We start from the raw sequence: 17281 nt of genomic DNA, 5'->3' as shown, positions 1-17281 counted from the left end.
CGTTGTGAACAAACACCGCTGGCAACGCTACGTGCCGCTGGCCGCCGGCACGGTCATTGTGCTCGTGGTGGGTGTGGTGCTCATCAAGTTCGTGATGAGGATGATGGCAGAGAAGCCGGACGGTCCGCAGCGGCAGGTGGCGCAGGTCGTGAAGATCGTGCGACCGCCGGAAGATCAGCCGCCACCGCCGCCGCCGCCGCCGCCGGAAGAAAAGATCGAAGAGCCGATCGAACAGCAGGAGCCGGAGCAGGCGCCTCAGGACGCCGCGCCCGCCGGGAGCCTGGGCGTGGATGCCGAAGGCTCCGCCGGCGGCGATGGCTTCGGTCTCGCGGCACGCAAGGGCGGTCGGGAATTCATTCCTGGCAGCGGCACGGCGCCGTTCCGTTGGTACACCGACCTGGTCGCGAAGAGTCTGGAAGGCTGTATCTCCGAAGACGAGGCCGTTCGGCGCAGCAGCTACAAGGTCGATGTGAAAGTGCAGGTCGACAAAGACGGCAGCATGCGGGTGGTCGATCTGGTCGGCAGCTCGGGTAACGCGGCGATCGACGCGGCGATCCGCGGTCGCACCGGCTGCAATATCGGTCAGAGCCGGCCGGTGGAAGTGCCGGCGCTGGCGACGATCCGGGTCATTTCACGCTGACAACTTTATTTGCGAACGGGCATTACAAGAGAATGGGAATGTCGAACCGAACTCGATTGAGCGTGACCATCGCCGCCGTCCTGGCGTGCGCCGCTCACAACACCGCTTTCGCGCAGAGCGACGAAGCGCAATCGCTCGAAGAGCTGCGCAACACCGTCATCAATCTGCTCGATGGTCTGGTGAAGCGCAATGTGATCACGAGCGAGCAGGCCGCGCAGATGGTTGCCGATGCGCAATCGAAGGCCGCGGACACTGCCAAGGCGAAGGCTGACGTCGACGCCGCTGAGAAGGACGCGGTGCGCGTCACTTATGTCCCGCAGATCGTGCGCGACGAAATCAGCAAACAAGTGCGTGCCGAGTTGAAGCCGGAAGTCACCAAGGAAGTGATCGCGCAGGCCAAGGAAGAGAAGTGGGGCGTGCCGGGCGCACTGCCGGATTGGCTCAATGGGATTCAGCTGTTCGGCGACATCCGGTTGCGTGAGGAGCGCTATGACCAGGAAATGCCGATCGTCCCGTCGGGCTGCAGGCTGGGCCCGGATTTTTGTTTGCTCGACTACCAGGCGGTCAACGAGGCCGGCGGCATCGCGGTCAATGATCTGAGCAGCATCTACCGAAACATCACCACGGAGCGCGTCCGAACGCGCGTTCGCTTGCGCGCGGGGCTGCAAGCTCAAGTCAGCGACGGAATCACCGCCGTCGTGCGTCTGGCCACGGGCAATCCCGGCGATCCGGTGTCGACCAACCAGACTCTCGGTCAATACGGCAGCCGCTTCGACATCGCGGTCGATCAGGCTTATCTGCGTTTCGACGCCGGCGCGCATTCGGAGCTGCCGTGGATGACGGTGTATGGCGGTCGCAATCCGAACCCGTTCCTGTCCACCGATCTGGTGTGGGATGCCGATCTGAATTTCGACGGCGTCGCCAGCACGTGGCGACTCGGCTTTGGCGGCGCGGGCGCCGCGCCCAGCTACGCGTTCGTCACCGCGGGTGCATTCCCGCTGCAGGAAATCGAGCTGAGCACGGATGACAAGTGGCTGTACGCCGGACAGCTGGGCGTGGATTGGTCGTGGGCTGATCGCGCCCGCTTCAAGATCGCCGCGGCTTATTACTACTTCGAGAACATCACCGGCATCCGTAACCCGGTGCTCGATAGCAGAGCGTTCGATTACACCGCGCCCAAGTTCATGCAGAAGGGCAACACGCTCTTCGACATTCGCAACGACAACAATTCGTCGACTTATCTGTTCGCCCTGGCCACCGAGTATCACCTCGCCAACGCCACCGCGGTGCTGGAAGTGCCGATGGGAAGTTACAAGCTGCTCATCACCGGCGATTACGTGCGCAACCTCGGTTACGACGAGGACCAGGTGCTGGCGATTCCGGAAGTGGATCGCACGACGGATGGACGCGAGCGCACCACGGGCTATCAGGGCGAAATAGGTTTCGGTACAGCGCGCACCGGTGGACGCGGCGACTGGCGTGCGTACGTCGCTTACAAACATCTCGAGCGCGACGCGGTGGTCGACGCCTTCACGGATTCCGACTTCAATCTCGGCGGCACCGACGCCAAGGGTTATGTGTTGCGCGCCGACTGGTGGTTCCGCAATCGGGCCGCGCTGTCGTTGCGTTATATCAGCACCAAGTCCATCGATGCGCTGCCGGTCAACGTGGATACGGCGATGCTCGATATCAACGGTACGTTCTAGGACGACGTGAGGAGACGATCATGACCGTTCTGTCACGACTGACGCTGGGCGCGTTGAGCTTGCTGCTGGCGTTCGGTGCCACGGCGCAGGTACAGCGCAGCGGCAACGACAACGCTCGCGTCATGCAGCAGCTTCAGCAGCTCACGGCAGAGAAGACCGCGATGCAGGCTGAAAACGCCAGGCTCAAGACGGATGTGGAGAACCTGAAGACGCAGCTGGCTAGTGCCGCCGCCGCGTTGTCTGCTTCCGAGCAGCGTGCGAAGAAAGTCGCCGCCGGTGCCACGGCCAAGGAGTCGGCGGCCGTGCAGGAGCTCAACGACGCGTTGACTCGCAAGAGCTCGCAAATGCAGGAGCTCGTGAGCCGCTATCGCGAGACCGGCGAGACCCTGAAGACTGTCGAAACCGAGCGCGATCAGTTACGCGCGCAGACCTCGACTCAGGAGCGCGACCTCAAGACCTGCGTCGATCGCAACGCCGGCATGTATCTGCTGACCGATGAGATTCTGCGCAAAGTCGAAGACCGGGGTGTGTGGAGCTCGCTGACCGACAAGGAGCCGTTCACCAAGATCAGCCGCACCCGGCTGGAAAATCTGATCGACGATTACCGCTATCGAGTCGATGAGCTGCGCGTCAAAGAAAAGACCGCGGCGGCTCCGGCGAATTGAGAGGTTTGCATGACTATTTCACGCCTGGTCCGATGGACGGCGATTGCCGCCACGCTGGTCGCGTCCGCTGCGTGTAGCAACGGCGAAGCGCGCAAGGTCAGCTATCTGGAGCGCGGCGAGAAATACTTTGCCGAGCAAAATTACGACAAGGCGCGCATCGAAGCCCGTAACGCGTTACAGATCGATCCGAACTACGTCGAGGCACGTTATCTCGCCGGTCGCGTAGCGGAGAAGAAGGCCGAGATCCGTGAGGCAGCCGGCAACTATCAAGCCGTGCTCGATACCAATCCAAAGTTCAATCAGGCACGCGCGGCATTGGCCCGGTTGCTGCTGTTCGGCGGCATGCCCGATAAGAGTCTGGAGTTGGTCGAAGCCGGTCTCAAGGACGATCCGCAGAGCGCAGCGCTGTTGACCGTGCGCGGCGCCGTGCAAGCGCAGCGTGGGCTTCTGCCCGCTGCGCTGGAAGATGCCGAGGCCGCGATCAAGATCGCACCCAATGACGAATTCACGATCTCGCTGCTGGCGTCCTTGTACAAACAGAGCGCGCGTCTGGACAAGGCCATCGAGGTGATCAATCGCGGGCTGGAGCAGTTGCCGAAGAACGTCGAGCTGCGCGTCGTGCTGGCGGATCTGGAAGCGAGCCGCGGGAACTATGCGGCGGCGGAGCAGCAGCTCAAGCAAGTTGTGACGTTGGAGCCGAAGAGCTTCTCGCATCACGCGCGCCTCGCGCGCTTCTATCTGTCCCGCAAGGATCTGCCGAAAGCGGAAGCTACCTGGCGTGACGCCATTGCCGCGCTGGCCGATAGCAAGAAAGATGGCAAAGCCGGCGACATCGCGCCGCGGCTCGCGTTGCTCGATCTGCTCTGGTCGCAGCGGGGCGAGGAGGCCGGCCTCCAGGAAATGCAGGCCATGATGAGCAAGGATCCGGACAATATCGAGCTGAAGCTGGCGATCGGCGGCTATCTGGAGCGGCAGGGCAAGGCGGAGCAAGCTGAGAAGCTGTATCAGGAAGTGGCGAAGGATGCCGCCAGGGATGCGCAGGGGTTGAGCGCGCGTACTCGCCTGGCTGCGTTGTATCTGACGCGCAATGACATCGCGCGGGCACAGGCCCTGATCGACGAAGTGCTCGAAGAAAACCCGCGCGACAACGATGCGTTGATCCTGCGTGCGAATCTGGCCTTGCAGAAGGGCGATACCAGCACCGCTATCACCGATCTGCGAGCTGTATTGCGCGATCAGCCGAACTCGACGCCGGTCTTGCGGGCGCTGGCCCAGGCCCATCTGCAGAACAATGAGGTCGCGCTGGCGGAAGAAACATTTCGCTCTGCCTTGCAGAGTAATTCGAGCGAGCTGCCGACCCGCAAAGCGCTGGCTCAGCTGTTGTTGAAACAAGGCAAGGCCGACCAGGCGCGACTCATTCTGGATCCGGTCGCCGGCATGCCAGGGGTGGGTGACGATGCGGAGATCCAGGACGCGCAGTTCAAGGCGCAGCTGGCGACCAAGGATTTCGCTGCCGCTCAGCTGACTGCCGAGAAAGTCCAGCAGCAGCGCCCCAAGGCGGCCATGGGCTGGTACTACGCGGGCCTGGTCGCTGAATCGCAGGGCAATTCGGAGCTCGCGCGCCAGAACTATGAGAAGGCGCTGGAGCTGCAGCCTCAGGTCAACGAGCCGCTGACCGCGCTGGTCCGTCTGGATGCGGTTGCGAAAGATAACAAGCGCGCACTCGCACGCCTGGCGACGGCGATCGAGCGTACGCCGAGCAACGCCGTGGCCCACAATCTGCGGGGCGAGCTGCTGATTGCCGAACGTCAATCGGCGGCTGCGGTCGAGTCGTTCGAAAAAGCGATCGAGCATGCACCGGAGTGGTGGATGCCGTATCGCGGCCTCGCCTTGGCGCAGTTGTCTCAGAAACAAAATGACGCGGCCATCGCTGCTTTCCAGCGCGGCATCGAGCGCACGCACGCGGGCAATCTGTCCATCGATCTGGCGGCTTTGTATGAGCGCGCCGGCAAGCCCGACGAGGCGATCAAAGTCTATGAGCAATGGGTGAGCCGCGAGCCCAAGTCGTCGCTCGCCAGCAGGAACCTGGCGATGCTGTTGCTGAACTATCGGGAAGACCGCGCCAGCGTGCAGCGGGCGACGCAGTTGGCGGAGAGCCTGGCGAATTCCAACGAGCCGTCCGCGCTCGAGATTCGCGGCTGGGCCAAGTACAAGAACGGCGACTTCCAAGGCGCCGTGAACTTGCTGCGCGATGCTGCCGCGAACAGCAAGGAGTCCGCGACGGTTCGTTATCACCTGGGCATGGCGCAGCTGCGTGCTGGCGACAAAGCCGCTGCGCGGGAAAGCCTGCAAGCCGCGCTCGATCATGGCAAGCCCTTCTTCGGCAGGGATGAAGCGCGCACCACGCTCGATCAGCTCAAACAATCCGGTTGAAGACATGAACAAGACTTTTCCGATCGCGCTCGCAGTGCTGAGCGCGATGTACTCGGCTGTGCTGCCCGCGGCCGACGACGTGGCCACGACTTTGCAGAAGACGCTGACCGAGCGCTTTCCGGACATCAAGGTCGAGCGGGTCGGGCCGTCGGTGTTGCCGGGGCTGTACGAAGTCGTGACGCCCAGCGAAATCGTTTATTCCGACGCCAAGGGCGAGCATCTGGTGCTCGGCCAGATCATGGACGTGAAGACGCGCGAGAACCTGACGCAGACTCGCTGGAACGAGCTCAACAAGGTGGACTTCGCCGGGCTGCCGTTCCAGCAGGCCATCAAGCTGGTCAAAGGGCAGGGGCGGCGCAAGTTTGCCATCTTCGAAGATCCTTTCTGCCCGTATTGCCAGGAGCTCGAGCGCGCTCTGCACCAGCTCGACGACGTGACGGTTTATATCTTTCTGTTCCCGCTGGAAGGCTTGCACCCGGGCGCGAGCGATGCGGCGCGCGATATCTGGTGCGCCAGCGATCGCGCGGCGGCCTGGAGCGAATGGATGTTGAACAAGAAGGCGCCGCCGCAGGCCCCGGAGTGCAAGGACACGCCGCTCGCGCCGCTGGCGGCGCTGGGCGAGAAGCTCAGGATCAATTCCACGCCGACGATGTTCTTCCCGGACGGCTCGCGCGTGCCCGGCGCGATCGCGCTGGATAAATTAGAAACAAAGATCGCCGCGACCAACAAGCGGTAATAAATACGCCGGCGCGCGTCGGGCGATTTTACGCCCGCGCACCGGTGTCATACGTTTGTTTTTCATTCCCGCCCGTGTGTCATACGCAGCGCACGCGTTATACAAATTGTTCACTACGCAGTAACAAACAATTCCTAGATTGCGCAGGCGTGGTGCGCGACGTGCCGTCAAGCACGTGTGTCACACATAACGGTCGATGAACGCGGCTCGAGTCGCAAAACGTTAAAGCGGCGTTCAAAGGCGAGACACAGCGCACCGTTAGATTTTCCAGTGCTAAACGAACACGAGGTCGATCCGCCTCAATGCAGGCGAGGAAGGCAGGAAGCCGTCTTTGATTCAGTAGCGCGCTGGCGGCGTGCAGTGGCATGCCAGGGACTGCAAGGGCGCGCGTGTTTTCAGGCGGATCGCAAGATCCATTTCTTACTTGGCTAGGGGACTTACTCTCATGAAATTTTCTTTGAAGCAGATTGTTGCGGCGAGCACGCTGCTGGCGGCCTCGACCGCGGCACTCGCGGACGTGACGGTGCCGGCGGGCTATGAGAATTCCGCCACGGCTCCGACCGGTCTCACGACCAACACGGACGATGACGGCGGCTTGGTGTTTCATCTGTTCAACACGGGCGACACCATTCTGTCGGTGAGCTACTACCTGGGTCTGGATCTGTCGGACTTCTCGGCCGTCGAGACAGATCAGGCCGGCCTGACGCTCAACTGGACGATCAGTCCGTCGACCTACGCCGGTGCCGATCTGACGCAGATGCAGTGGGGCGTGGTTGCTGGCGATAACGGCAGCCAGAACACCAACGGCTCGACCCGCTTGCTGAGCACTGTGGCCAACGGCTCTGTGACCAACCTGATCAACACCAACATCATCACGGCGGCCGCGCTGGTCGACAACTCGTACGCTGGCGCCAACGAAGACGCCAACCCGCTCGATCGCAATACGCTCGCTGGCACGCGCGACACCCGCTCTGTGCTCGGCAACTTCGGTATCGCCGGCTTCGACTGGACGGCGGATGCGAGCGATGCCGATGCGACGTTGGCGATGTACCTGTACGTGCAGAACGGCGGCCGTAACACCGGCAACAACCCGACCACCCAGACGCAGTACGCGGGCGTGTGGTCGTTCGATGCCGCCACTGGCGTGCTGAGCTACTCCGTCGCTGCCGCTCCGGTGCCGCTGCCGGCCGCTGCCTGGCTGTTGCTCTCGGCCCTCGGTGGCCTGGGCGCCGTCAGCCGTCGTCGCGTCGCTGCCTGATCGACTCTTCGAGTCGGGGAGTGCCGCGTATCGCGGCACTCCCTCCCAATCTTCTCTCTCTCTTCTCTCTGTCCACATCGATCCACGGAGAATCTTGATGAAAACTTCCCTCAAGGTTGCTGTCGCCGGCGCCTTGGCGCTGGCTGGCGCCAACGCCCTCGCCACGTCCCCGGCCGACATCCAGGCGGCCGCTGCCAACGGCACGCTGGTGACGCTGTATGTCAGCGGCGCCACGGCCACTGACAACGCGCTCGAGAACCTGTTCAAGCTCGACGACGCCAACTTCCGCGTCTGCGTGCCCGACACGCTCGACATCTACTACTATCGTTCGACCAGCTCGGGCTCGCCGTCGCAGCGTGCACTGACTTGCACGGCTGCCTTCACCGGCACCGGCATCGTTTCCGGCACCACCAAGATCGCGCTCCTGAAGGAGTCGACCGGTGGCTCGGCCAACGGCATCGTGCAGCCGGCGAACCTGCCGGGCACTCCGCAGCTGCAGTTCATCGATCTGTCCGCTGCGACCTTCCCGACCGCTTGCGCCACGATCACCACCAGCACCGGCACCACGCTGCCGACCGGCGCGAACCACTTCAACACCCGCGATTGCGGCGCCACTGCCTCGTCCGCGTCGACCGTGGTCCGTACCGCCCGCACTTCTCAGGCCGGTATTTCTGACGTCGATCCGACGACTTTCGTGGGCACCGGTGGTGTGACCGCCGCTCATGACGCCGCGTTGACCCGCAAGCGCACGTCGGTCGCGGTGACGTTCAACCCGATCGTCAGCGTGCCGCTGTTCACCGTTCTTCAGCGCACTTACGGCACGATCGCCGACACCGCGACCGAAGCGACCGCGACCCTGGATCAGATCCCGTCGCTGCCGAGCTCGGTGCTGCGCGCGATCTTCAACGGCACGTCGGTGCTGAATGCCAACGAGATCAACCTGAACGGCCAGAACCTGGCTGATCACATCGGCAACACCGGCTACGACAGCAGCGGTGACATCTATTTGTGCCGTCGTGGCGATACCTCGGGCACGATGACCAGCTTCAAGCTGCACTTCCTGAACCAGGGCTGCAGCAAGACGCCGTCGAACACTGTGCTGTTCGTCGCTCCGGACTCTGCTGGCTGCGCCACCTCGGGCTGCACGTGGAACGCCACCACGTATGGCAACGACTACGTGTTCGCCGGTGCAGGCTCGGGCGACGTGCGCCAGTGCATCGACTATCACACCAGCCAGGGCCGTCTGGCCATTGGCGTCGCCAGCACGGAAGCCAAGCCGGGCACCAGCAGCAACCGTTTCCGTTACATCAAGGTCGATGGCGCGGAGCCGACCCTGAAGGCCACGATCGAAGGCCGTTACAGCTTCTTCACCGAGAACACCTTCAACGACCGCTTCCCGAGCACTTCGGCCAGCGGCTCGCAGACTCTGTGGGACAAGCTGTATGCCTCCATCGGCAACCCGACCGCGATCTCCGAGCTGAACCGCTCGTGGCGCACGTCGGCGGCCCTGACGATGACGGGCGATGTGGGCGATGCTGATACCGGCATTCTGGACACGGCTTCTCCGGCCAACGCCACCGCTATCAACAACATGTTCCTCAACCATGTGATCGAGGGCGGCGAAGTGCGCACCACGCCGATCAACAGCCAGACCCGTCAGACGCTGAGCGGTCAGGCCAACAACTGCAACCCGCCGTACCAGGCTTATCCGTAAGCCTGTTACGCTCGAAGCAGATTCGTTCGGCAAGAGCAGGCGGCGCCACTTCGGTGGCGCCGCTTTTTTTCCTAAATCCGTCAACGGCAATGTTGTCGCAATGATTGTTGGTTACGTTATGCCCGCGTCCAAATCCAACAAGAGCCCGACGTGAACCGATCTTTGCTCAGCGGCCGCAGCCAGCAGCGGCTCATCGAGTTGCATCGTGCAGCCAACGTCGCCATGCAGGAATTGAATCAGCATCACAGCCTGCTGATCGGCGCGCTGCTCGGTTGTGACAATGCCACCCAGCGCATGATGCTCGACGAGCATCGCGCCATCTCGGCCGCGGCGGTGGAGGCGTTGTTGAAGTTAGGAACGTTTTTGAATCATTGCCGGATCGCCGAGACCTCGGCCGATCCCACCACCTGAACCAGTCCCCACGGTGTCCCCCGATTCCGATCGGATGGACATCGCTTACTCCGGCCCCCACCAGGATTGGCGGCGGCCGGAGTTTTTTTATTGTATCGAGTCAGATATTACTTCTTGCGGCGGCCGAATCCAGCGACGCCGGCGATGCCCGACAGCAGCAACCACGCGGCAGCCGGCAGCGGCACCGGCGTTGGCGTGAGGATGTACATGTTCGGCGTTTCGTCGACGATATAGATCGTGCCGTTACGGTCGATGGTCACGCCTTCCGCCGAATCGGTGATGCCGGCGAGGCTGTACATGCTGAGCACGGTGCCGGTGCGGCTCACTTCCAACAGGCGGGCCGACTCCTGGCTATAGATCAGCAGATTGCCGAAATCCGCCGACGAAGGATCCATCACGGTCGACAACACCTGCACGTCCGACAGATCGGCCAGGCCGAGGCTCGCCGGATCGAACAGCGAAGTCACATTGGCCGTGCCGGAAGTGCCGGTGCCGAAGTTCAACGTCGCGGCGTTCACTTGCTGCGGGGTCTTTTCCTTGACGACGACGTACTGGCCCGTGCTCGGATCGTAGGAAATACCTTCGAGACCGACGTTGCCCACCGTCGCGCCGAGCGAAGCGGAGGCGAGGCTGGAGCGGGAGGCGACGCCACCGGCCGTGTACGTCAGCACGTAGGCATCCTGCAAGCGCTCCTCGACGACGACGAAGCGGCCGCCGCCGATATAAGTGAGACCTTCGGTATCGTCGAAGCCGCTCAGCGACATGGAGCTGAGCAGCGTGCCGTTGCGATCGACTTCGACGATGGCATCGCCTTCATCGCCGACCACGAACAGCGAGTCACGATCCCAGTTCCACGTCACCGCGGAGGCCTCGGAGGCCGGACCGGCCGGCAGGCTGACCTGACGGGTGAGTTGATAGTTGCCCAGATCGAGCGATGCGACTTGCGCCCCGGCGATGGCAGGGGCCAGCAGCACGGCTGACGCGATCAAAGAACGAATCTTCATGAGTTATCTCCTCCCGAGATGACTTCGGATCAGGCGCGACGGCGGAAGCCGGCCAGACCGGCGACACCGGACAACAACAGCCACGCGGCGGCCGGCAGCGGCACCGGAGCGAGCGCGAACGTGCCGGGGTTGCCGACGTCCACGTTGTTGAGGTCCACGTAAGAGCCGTACACGTCGCCGACCGACGCGAAGATCCAGGCGAGCGCGTTGTTGGTGCCGAGCACGTCCAGGCTCAGCGGATTGCCGCTGATGTTCTGCGCGCGGATCGAGCCGGGGATGTTCTGATCGCCGTAGCTGAGGCGGTCGACCAGTTGGCCGGCGCCGTCATAGAGATTGATCTGATCGTTACGGCCGAGGTTGGTGATGTTGCTGCCGATTACCTTGACCGTGCTCGACAGATTCCACACCGAGCGGAATTCAGCGGCGGTGGCTTCGGTGAGGATGACCGACTCACCCGGATTCACCAGACCGAACGCGCTCAGGCTGACGGTGCGGGGATTGTTCGAGTCGTCATCGAAGCTCCAGCCGGAGAAGTCGACCGCGGTGTTGCCGAGGTTGGTGAACTCGATGTACTCGCCGGTCGTGCCATTGCCGTTGTACATCCATTCGGTGATGTAGACCTGGGCGGAGGCGAGCGGGGCGAACGCGGCGCTGCTCAGCACGGCACCGGCGAAAAGAAACTTACGCAAAGAAGAAACATTCATGGGCGAGCCTCGTCATATATTCGTATTGAAAAATGTCATGCGGCGTCAAACGCACTTCCGCACGGCGACCGTACGAAACCGCTGTTGCGTGACCGTTAAGAATACGAACGACAAGCGCGACACCGTCGTATGTCACTCGCGTGTCGCATGCTCCAGCGCTGAGCCAACTAACGCTCGCAAGTCCTTGTCTGACGATGTTTGTACTTTCGCGCGACCATCGTGGCGCAACGGTACTGCAAGATTGCCGTAAAGGTTTCAACTTGGCATAACGCCGGTTTCATTCACAAAACTCACCATCCCACCGTCGATAAGTAACAATCGGGTGGAGAGCGGGTGTGACGAACGTTTCTAGACTGCAGCTCGTTTCGCTGGCCGCATTGGGATTGGCGGCCGCTCAGGCGAACGCGCTGTGTACTTTCGACGGCTCGGGCGAGCCGTCCCTGCAGGGAAGCTTCAACTCATTGCTCGGCGCCAACACGCTGAGCGCGACCGCTTCGTGCCTGGATGACGGCAACGACGCGTCGTGGACCACGGTGGGCTCGATCGGACAGATCGATATCATGCTGGAGCTGGCCGGCAATGCCGAGACCAACGTGTTCGGCGTCTACGATCTGAACAACCCTAACGCGCGCCTGTCGATTTTCGACGGTGCCGACTCGGCCGGCGATCAGGCGGTCCTGCGGTTGCGCCAGACGGTCAACGGCTGGCGGGTCAGCGTGCAGGAGGTGGGCTCGACCACCTGGACGCACCAGTTCATTTCCACGTCGGCTTTCGGTTTCTATCTGAGCACGCAGAACGAAGGCACGTTCTATAGCCAGACCGCCCGCAACGCCGACGGCGAAGATCACATGTACGCCTATCAGGGCACGGGCACGCCGTTCCTGACGGGCTCGCTCGCGGGCGAGTACTTCAGCCGCCAGGATTACCTCCTCGCGTGGGAAGACCTGCGCGGCGGCGGCGATCGCGACTATCAGGATTTCGTCGCGGTGGTGCAGGACATCACTCCGGTGCCGCTGCCGACAGCGGTGTGGCTGCTGATCTCCGGGCTGGTCGGCCTGGCGGGGGTGTCGCGCCGGACCGCCTGAAAAAGCAAAACGGAATTTGCTGAACCCCCCGGCGTCCTGAGCTTCTAAAAAGAAATTCAGCACGCCGCGGCAAAAATAAACAGCCCGGCAAACGGGATAGCGGAGGCCAGACCTGGCACTCCGCCGCCAGTGCTTGTGTCACGCTTTCATCATTTGTTCAAAGTCCTGTCACTTGCCTACCGGAGTATTCCCGACCGCGGCCGAGCCGGTCGCACCTAACGTGTAGCGCAGGGGACAACAACCATGGACAGCCGCAAGCAGGCCGTCTCGATTCGCATGAGCGCAGCCGATATCCGCAGCGTCAAGCGGCTGGCTGAGCGGCTTGGGGTTCGTGATTCAGATGTCATACGTTTCGCGGTCAAGGTGATGCTGGGGCGCCTGGCGCCGTTGCATGACCTGGGCGTGCGAGGCAAGAGCCTGGTGCCGGTGTTCGTCGAGTCGGGCACCGACATCTTCCGTCATTTCGAGCTCGATGCGTTGCGTCTGGACTCGATCATCAATCAGGGCGCCGATCCGGATGCCCGCGTCGATTCCGACGATATTCAACTCATCGCGATGAGCGGCATCCAGCAGTCGTACGCCAAGCTGCGCCTGTCGAGCATCAGCCAGAACTACAGCCAGCAGGCCAAGAGCGCCACCGCGGCTGCCACGGATAAAGCGGGCCGGGCCGGCAAGCCCGGAGAAGAAGACGAGCTGGGCAACAGCTTGCGCAAGTATCTGTACGAAAAGTACGTGTATCGAAACAACAATGGCGGGCTGCGCTCGCCGGTCGAACTGGAGTGAAGCATATGAAGGGTGTTTTGAAGTTTGCCGCCGTCGCCTCGCTGGTGCTGGGTCTGTTCACGATGTCGATGGCCGCGCGTGCCGAGCACGTGCAGGCCGAGACGCCGTGGTTCTCGGGCGTGCCGCTGGAATCGCTGGTCAAGGGCCCGATCGGCGACTCGATCAACTCGACCATCGTGCTGTGGGGCACGAGCCTGTCGGTCAACGCGCTGAGCACTTCCGGTCCTGGCCAGGTGACCGTGAAGCTGACCGATTATGAGTTTGCGAGCCCGCTGAAGTCGCTGTCGATGCTGGTGACCGATCTCAACGGCTTCTGGAAGAAGATCGACGGCAGCACCGGTGCCGACGGCTTGATCTTCGATCTGTCGGGCCCGGCGAACCTGTTCGTCGCGGTGTTCGCGCAGACCGATAACAAGTATGTGCCGGGTGCTTACAACCTGCAGGCGAGCTTCTCGCCGGTGCCGCTGCCCGCCGCCGCGTGGCTGCTGCTGTCCGGCCTGGGCGGTCTCGCCGCGTTCCGCCGGAAGCGTCTGCTCGATCGATAACTCACATATATAAGAGTGAAAAGCGCGGGCGGCTGACCCGGTGGCCGTACCGCGCTTTCTTATGTCTGGTCTGTCTTGCCTTTGAAATTCAGCGGTCATACGAATGCGTCGCCCCAATACTGTCATCTTCCATCGATACGCTCTCGCGCTGTTGCTCATGCTCTGCGCGCACCTCACTTCGGTGCGTGCCGATGAGCCCGAGCCGTATCGCATCCAGCCCGGAGACGTGTTGATGGTATCGGTGTGGAAGGAAGAAGCGCTGATGTCGGAGGTGCTGGTGCGCCCCGACGGCGGCATGTCCTTTCCGCTGGTCGGCGACGTGCATGCGTCCGGCCGTACCGTCGAGGAAGTGCGCGAGCAGGTGAATGAGCGCCTGAGCAAGTTCATTCCCGATCCGTCGGTGACCATCGCCGTCAAGCAGATCGGCGGCAATCGTATCTATGTGCTCGGCAAGGTGAATCGTCCCGGCGAGTTCACATTCAGCCGGCCGCTCGATGTGATGCAGGCGTTGAGCATGGCGGGCGGTGCGACTTCGTTCGCTTCGCTCGACGACATTCAGATCCTGCGCCGGGACACGAGCGGTAAACAGACGGCGCGCCGCTTCCGTTACAGCGAAGTCGAGCGCGGCCGCAGTCTGGAACAGAACATTCTGCTGAAGAGCGGCGACACGGTCGTGGTGCCGTAACAAACATGCTGCGATCGGGGACGCAACTGACGTGTCTGGCGCTGTGCTCGGCGAGCGCGGCGCTGCTCGCTCAGCAGGCTTCGGCCGCTGAGTGGCGCGTCCTGCCGTCGGCCTTCGTCGGCACCTCGTATGCCGACAATCCCCGGTTGCGAGTCAACGACACCAGTTCCGCCTCGGGTGCCAGCGGCGAATTGAAGGCGAGCTTGCAGCGGGTCACCGAGCGATCGGAGCTGACCTTGCTGCCACGCCTGGTCGCGGCCCGTTACAGCGACGACGAATCGCTCGACACCAACGATCAGTTCGTCACCGGCAGCTATCGCTGGATGGGCGAGCGTTCCGAATGGAACATGCAGCTCGGCCTGACCCGCGACACCACCTTGACCAGCGAGCTCGGCTCGACCGGCCTGGTGGATTCCAACCGCCGGCACGAAGAGACCAGCTTTTCCTTTTCTCCGAGAGTGATGTTCACGGAGCGGGTCAGCGGCGGTTTCCAGATGTTCCAGGTTGACAATCACTATGTCGATACCGAGGTCACCGGGCTGACGGACTACAGGTACTCGGCGGTGTCGGTGTTCTCTCAGATCGTGCTGACGGACGCCGGCAGTGCGCTGACCGTGACCGCGCAGGCCGGCCGGCTGACGACTGCCGGATTTTTCGGCTCCGAGACGCGCGACGGCACATTGAAGCTGGGCTGGACCTTCCAACCCTGGATGTTGTGGACGGCCTCGCTGTCGGCCGGTCCTTCGACCGTCGAAACCGCGATCGCCAACGACACGGGCTGGGTGTTCGACGGCGAAATCAAACGACTGGGCGATCGCTGGTCGCTGACCGCCAATGCGAGCCGCAACCAATCGCCCACCGGCCGCGGCGTGCTCACCCGACGCGACGAGGCGAGGCTGACTTTCAACCGCACCATCACCGAACGTTTGAGCGCAACCGTCGGGGCGCGCTACGTCAGCAGCCAGGACTTGCTGCCGCAGCGGAACGGCGTGCGGACGTATCAGGTCGACTACGCTCAACTCAATCTCTCAGCAAACTGGCGCCTGGCTCGTGACTGGAGCGTGTCGCTGCAGTTGACAGGCAATACACAAGATTTCGAGCTCGCTGCCGAGCGGGCCAATGGTTATAGAGCTTCATTCAACGTGGTATGGAACGGTCAACCTCAATCCCTGTGAACCCGCCGTCGCGTTCGCTGGCGGACTATCTCATGGCAGTCCGTCGCCGGCGTGTCCCCGCGATCGTCGCGGCCGCATCGATACTGATCGTCGCGCTCGCGGCGGCGGTGCTGTGGCCGGCGACTTATCGCTCCACCGGCACCATCCTGATCGAGCAGCAGGAAGTGCCGGTCGACCTGGTGCGCTCGATGGTGTCGAGTTATGCCGACCAGCGACTGCAGGTGATCACGCAACGGGTCATGACCTCGGAGAACCTGATGCGCATCATCGATCGCTATCAGTTGTATCCGGAGCGTCGACGCAAGGATCCGCGCGAAGTGCTGCTGAATCGCATGCGCGACGACGTGCACTTCTCGATGATCAGCGCCGACGTCGTCGACCCCCGGATGGGTCGTCCCACCAAGGCGACCATCGCGTTCTCGGTGAGCTACGACAGTCCTTCAGCGGTGATCGCCGCCAAGGTCGCCAACGAGCTCGCCACGCTGTATCTGAACGAGAACCTCACCAGCCGGCGCCAGACCGCCGATGACACCGCCACGTTCCTGACCGCCGAAGGCGATCGGCTGAGCAAACAAATCGACGAGCTGGGCGTGAAGCTCGCGGCCTTCAAGGAACAGAACGTCAACAATCTGCCCGAGCTGTCGCAGCTCAACATGCAGCTGATGAATCGCGCCGAAGAGGAATTGCGCGAGACCGATACGCGCGTGCGCTCGCTCGATCAGCAGATCGTTTATCTCGACGCGCAGCTGGCGCAGCTGACGCCGACGGAGCAGCTGTACACCGAAACCGGGCAGCGCATCCTGTCGCCCGCCGATCGTCTCAAGACGTTGAAGTCGGAATATGCACGGGCTACCGCGATCTACGCGCCAACGCATCCCGACATCCTGCGCATGAAGCGTGAGATCGACGGCCTGGAAAAGCAGGTGGGCCGCGTCGATACGGGTAACGATCTGGCACGGCAGCTGAGCGATGCGAAGAGCCAGCTGGCCGCGGCTCGCGAAAAATATGCATCGGATCATCCGGACGTGCAGCAGTTGGAGCGCCTGGTCGCTTCCCTGCACACAGCGATGCGCGATGCGCCGCTGACCTCGGAGGCGGTGCGCTCGGATCCGGACAATCCGGCTTACATTCAGGTGAGCGCCCAGCGCGAAGCGTCGGTCAACGAGCGCGCGGCGTTACAGAAAAAGAACGCGGTGTTGCGCAAGCGGATTGCCGATTACGAGCGGCGCCTGTCCGCGTCGCCCGAGATCGCGCGTGAGTACAGCACCATCATGCGCGAGCTCGAGAATGCGCAATTGAAATATAGCGAAGTACGCCAGAAACAAATGGAAGCTACGCTGGCGAAGAATCTGGAGACCGAGCGCAAGGGCGAGCGCTTCACATTGATCGAGCCGCCGATGGCGTCCGAACAGCCGGCCAGCCCGAATCGTCCGGCGCTGGTGGTGATTGGCGTGCTGCTGTCGTTCGGCGCGGCAGTCGGCATGGTGCTGTTGCTCGAGGCGGTCGATACCAGCATCCGGGGTCGTCGTGACATCGAGGCGCTGGTGTCGGTGCCGCCGCTGGCAGTGTTGCCCTGGATCGAAACGCCGGCGGATCGTGCTGCCCGGTCCAGGATTCGACGTTTATCCCTGGCGGGTGCGGCCACGAGCTTCGTGGCTGCGATCGTGATGGTGCACTTCTTATATCGTCCGCTGGACGTGCTTTGGGCAGTGGCGTGGCGCCGCTTTTTCGGTTGAA

The 17281-nt window shown here is 62.6% G+C and carries 16 protein-coding genes; 14 read left to right on the top strand and 2 right to left on the bottom strand.

Annotation, left to right across the window (positions count from 1 at the left end):
• Nucleotides 1-4 precede the first annotated feature (4 nt).
• The 8 genes from ACFPN2_RS02870 (at nt 5) to ACFPN2_RS02835 (ending at nt 9563) form a co-directional block, all read left to right on the top strand.
• Entirely contained in the window at nt 5-640 is a 636-nt protein-coding gene (locus ACFPN2_RS02870) for a TonB C-terminal domain-containing protein (protein WP_380594780.1), read from the top strand.
• A gap of 38 nt (nt 641-678) precedes the next feature.
• On the top strand, nt 679-2346 hold the full coding sequence (locus tag ACFPN2_RS02865; RefSeq protein ID WP_380594779.1) for a putative porin: 1668 nt from the start codon (nt 679-681) through the stop codon (nt 2344-2346).
• A gap of 20 nt (nt 2347-2366) precedes the next feature.
• Complete coding sequence (locus tag ACFPN2_RS02860; protein ID WP_380594777.1) at nt 2367-3011, top strand: hypothetical protein; 645 nt, start codon at nt 2367-2369, stop codon at nt 3009-3011.
• Nucleotides 3012-3020: 9 nt separating this feature from the next.
• Nucleotides 3021-5444, top strand: coding sequence for a tetratricopeptide repeat protein (locus tag ACFPN2_RS02855; protein WP_380594775.1), 2424 nt, complete (start codon nt 3021-3023; stop codon nt 5442-5444).
• A 4-nt stretch (nt 5445-5448) separates the two neighbouring features.
• Nucleotides 5449-6180 (top strand): DsbC family protein, encoded by a 732-nt coding sequence (locus ACFPN2_RS02850; protein WP_380594773.1) that lies wholly within the window; start codon nt 5449-5451, stop codon nt 6178-6180.
• A gap of 445 nt (nt 6181-6625) precedes the next feature.
• Nucleotides 6626-7438 carry a VPLPA-CTERM sorting domain-containing protein gene (locus ACFPN2_RS02845; RefSeq protein ID WP_380594771.1) on the top strand — a complete coding sequence of 271 codons (813 nt, stop codon included), beginning with the start codon at nt 6626-6628 and terminating at the stop codon, nt 7436-7438.
• A gap of 97 nt (nt 7439-7535) precedes the next feature.
• On the top strand, nt 7536-9152 hold the full coding sequence (locus tag ACFPN2_RS02840; RefSeq protein ID WP_380594770.1) for a hypothetical protein: 1617 nt from the start codon (nt 7536-7538) through the stop codon (nt 9150-9152).
• Nucleotides 9153-9302: 150 nt separating this feature from the next.
• Nucleotides 9303-9563, top strand: a complete 261-nt coding sequence (locus tag ACFPN2_RS02835) for a hypothetical protein (RefSeq protein ID WP_380594768.1) — start codon at nt 9303-9305, stop codon at nt 9561-9563.
• 107 nt (nt 9564-9670) lie between these two features.
• Here the strand turns inward: ACFPN2_RS02835 and ACFPN2_RS02830 are convergent, their stop codons facing one another.
• Together ACFPN2_RS02830 and ACFPN2_RS02825 are read right to left on the bottom strand one after the other, a co-directional pair.
• Nucleotides 9671-10567: an SdiA-regulated domain-containing protein gene (locus ACFPN2_RS02830; RefSeq protein ID WP_380594766.1), complete on the bottom strand. Its 897-nt coding sequence runs from the start codon at nt 10565-10567 to the stop codon at nt 9671-9673.
• A 29-nt stretch (nt 10568-10596) separates the two neighbouring features.
• Entirely contained in the window at nt 10597-11271 is a 675-nt protein-coding gene (locus ACFPN2_RS02825) for a lamin tail domain-containing protein (protein ID WP_380594764.1), read from the bottom strand.
• 335 nt (nt 11272-11606) lie between these two features.
• Here ACFPN2_RS02825 and ACFPN2_RS02820 point away from each other — a divergent pair, with 335 nt between their 5' ends.
• From ACFPN2_RS02820 to ACFPN2_RS02795, 6 genes are all read left to right on the top strand, one after another.
• A complete protein-coding gene (locus ACFPN2_RS02820; protein ID WP_380594762.1) occupies nt 11607-12356 on the top strand; it encodes a DUF4114 domain-containing protein in 750 nt (249 codons plus the stop codon).
• A gap of 243 nt (nt 12357-12599) precedes the next feature.
• Complete coding sequence (locus ACFPN2_RS02815; RefSeq protein WP_380594760.1) at nt 12600-13139, top strand: ribbon-helix-helix domain-containing protein; 540 nt, start codon at nt 12600-12602, stop codon at nt 13137-13139.
• A 5-nt stretch (nt 13140-13144) separates the two neighbouring features.
• Entirely contained in the window at nt 13145-13684 is a 540-nt protein-coding gene (locus ACFPN2_RS02810) for a VPLPA-CTERM sorting domain-containing protein (RefSeq protein WP_380594758.1), read from the top strand.
• A gap of 103 nt (nt 13685-13787) precedes the next feature.
• Nucleotides 13788-14369: a polysaccharide biosynthesis/export family protein gene (locus ACFPN2_RS02805; RefSeq protein WP_380594756.1), complete on the top strand. Its 582-nt coding sequence runs from the start codon at nt 13788-13790 to the stop codon at nt 14367-14369.
• A 5-nt stretch (nt 14370-14374) separates the two neighbouring features.
• Entirely contained in the window at nt 14375-15544 is a 1170-nt protein-coding gene (locus ACFPN2_RS02800; RefSeq protein WP_380594754.1) for a TonB-dependent receptor, read from the top strand.
• Between the two features lie 32 nt (nt 15545-15576).
• Complete coding sequence (locus ACFPN2_RS02795; protein ID WP_380594752.1) at nt 15577-17280, top strand: lipopolysaccharide biosynthesis protein; 1704 nt, start codon at nt 15577-15579, stop codon at nt 17278-17280.
• Nucleotide 17281 lies beyond the last annotated feature (1 nt).

Source organism: Steroidobacter flavus, from assembly GCF_042651805.1.
In the GTDB taxonomy this organism is placed as follows: domain Bacteria; phylum Pseudomonadota; class Gammaproteobacteria; order Steroidobacterales; family Steroidobacteraceae; genus Steroidobacter; species Steroidobacter flavus.
This window is presented reverse-complemented; position numbering and strand designations above follow the sequence as displayed.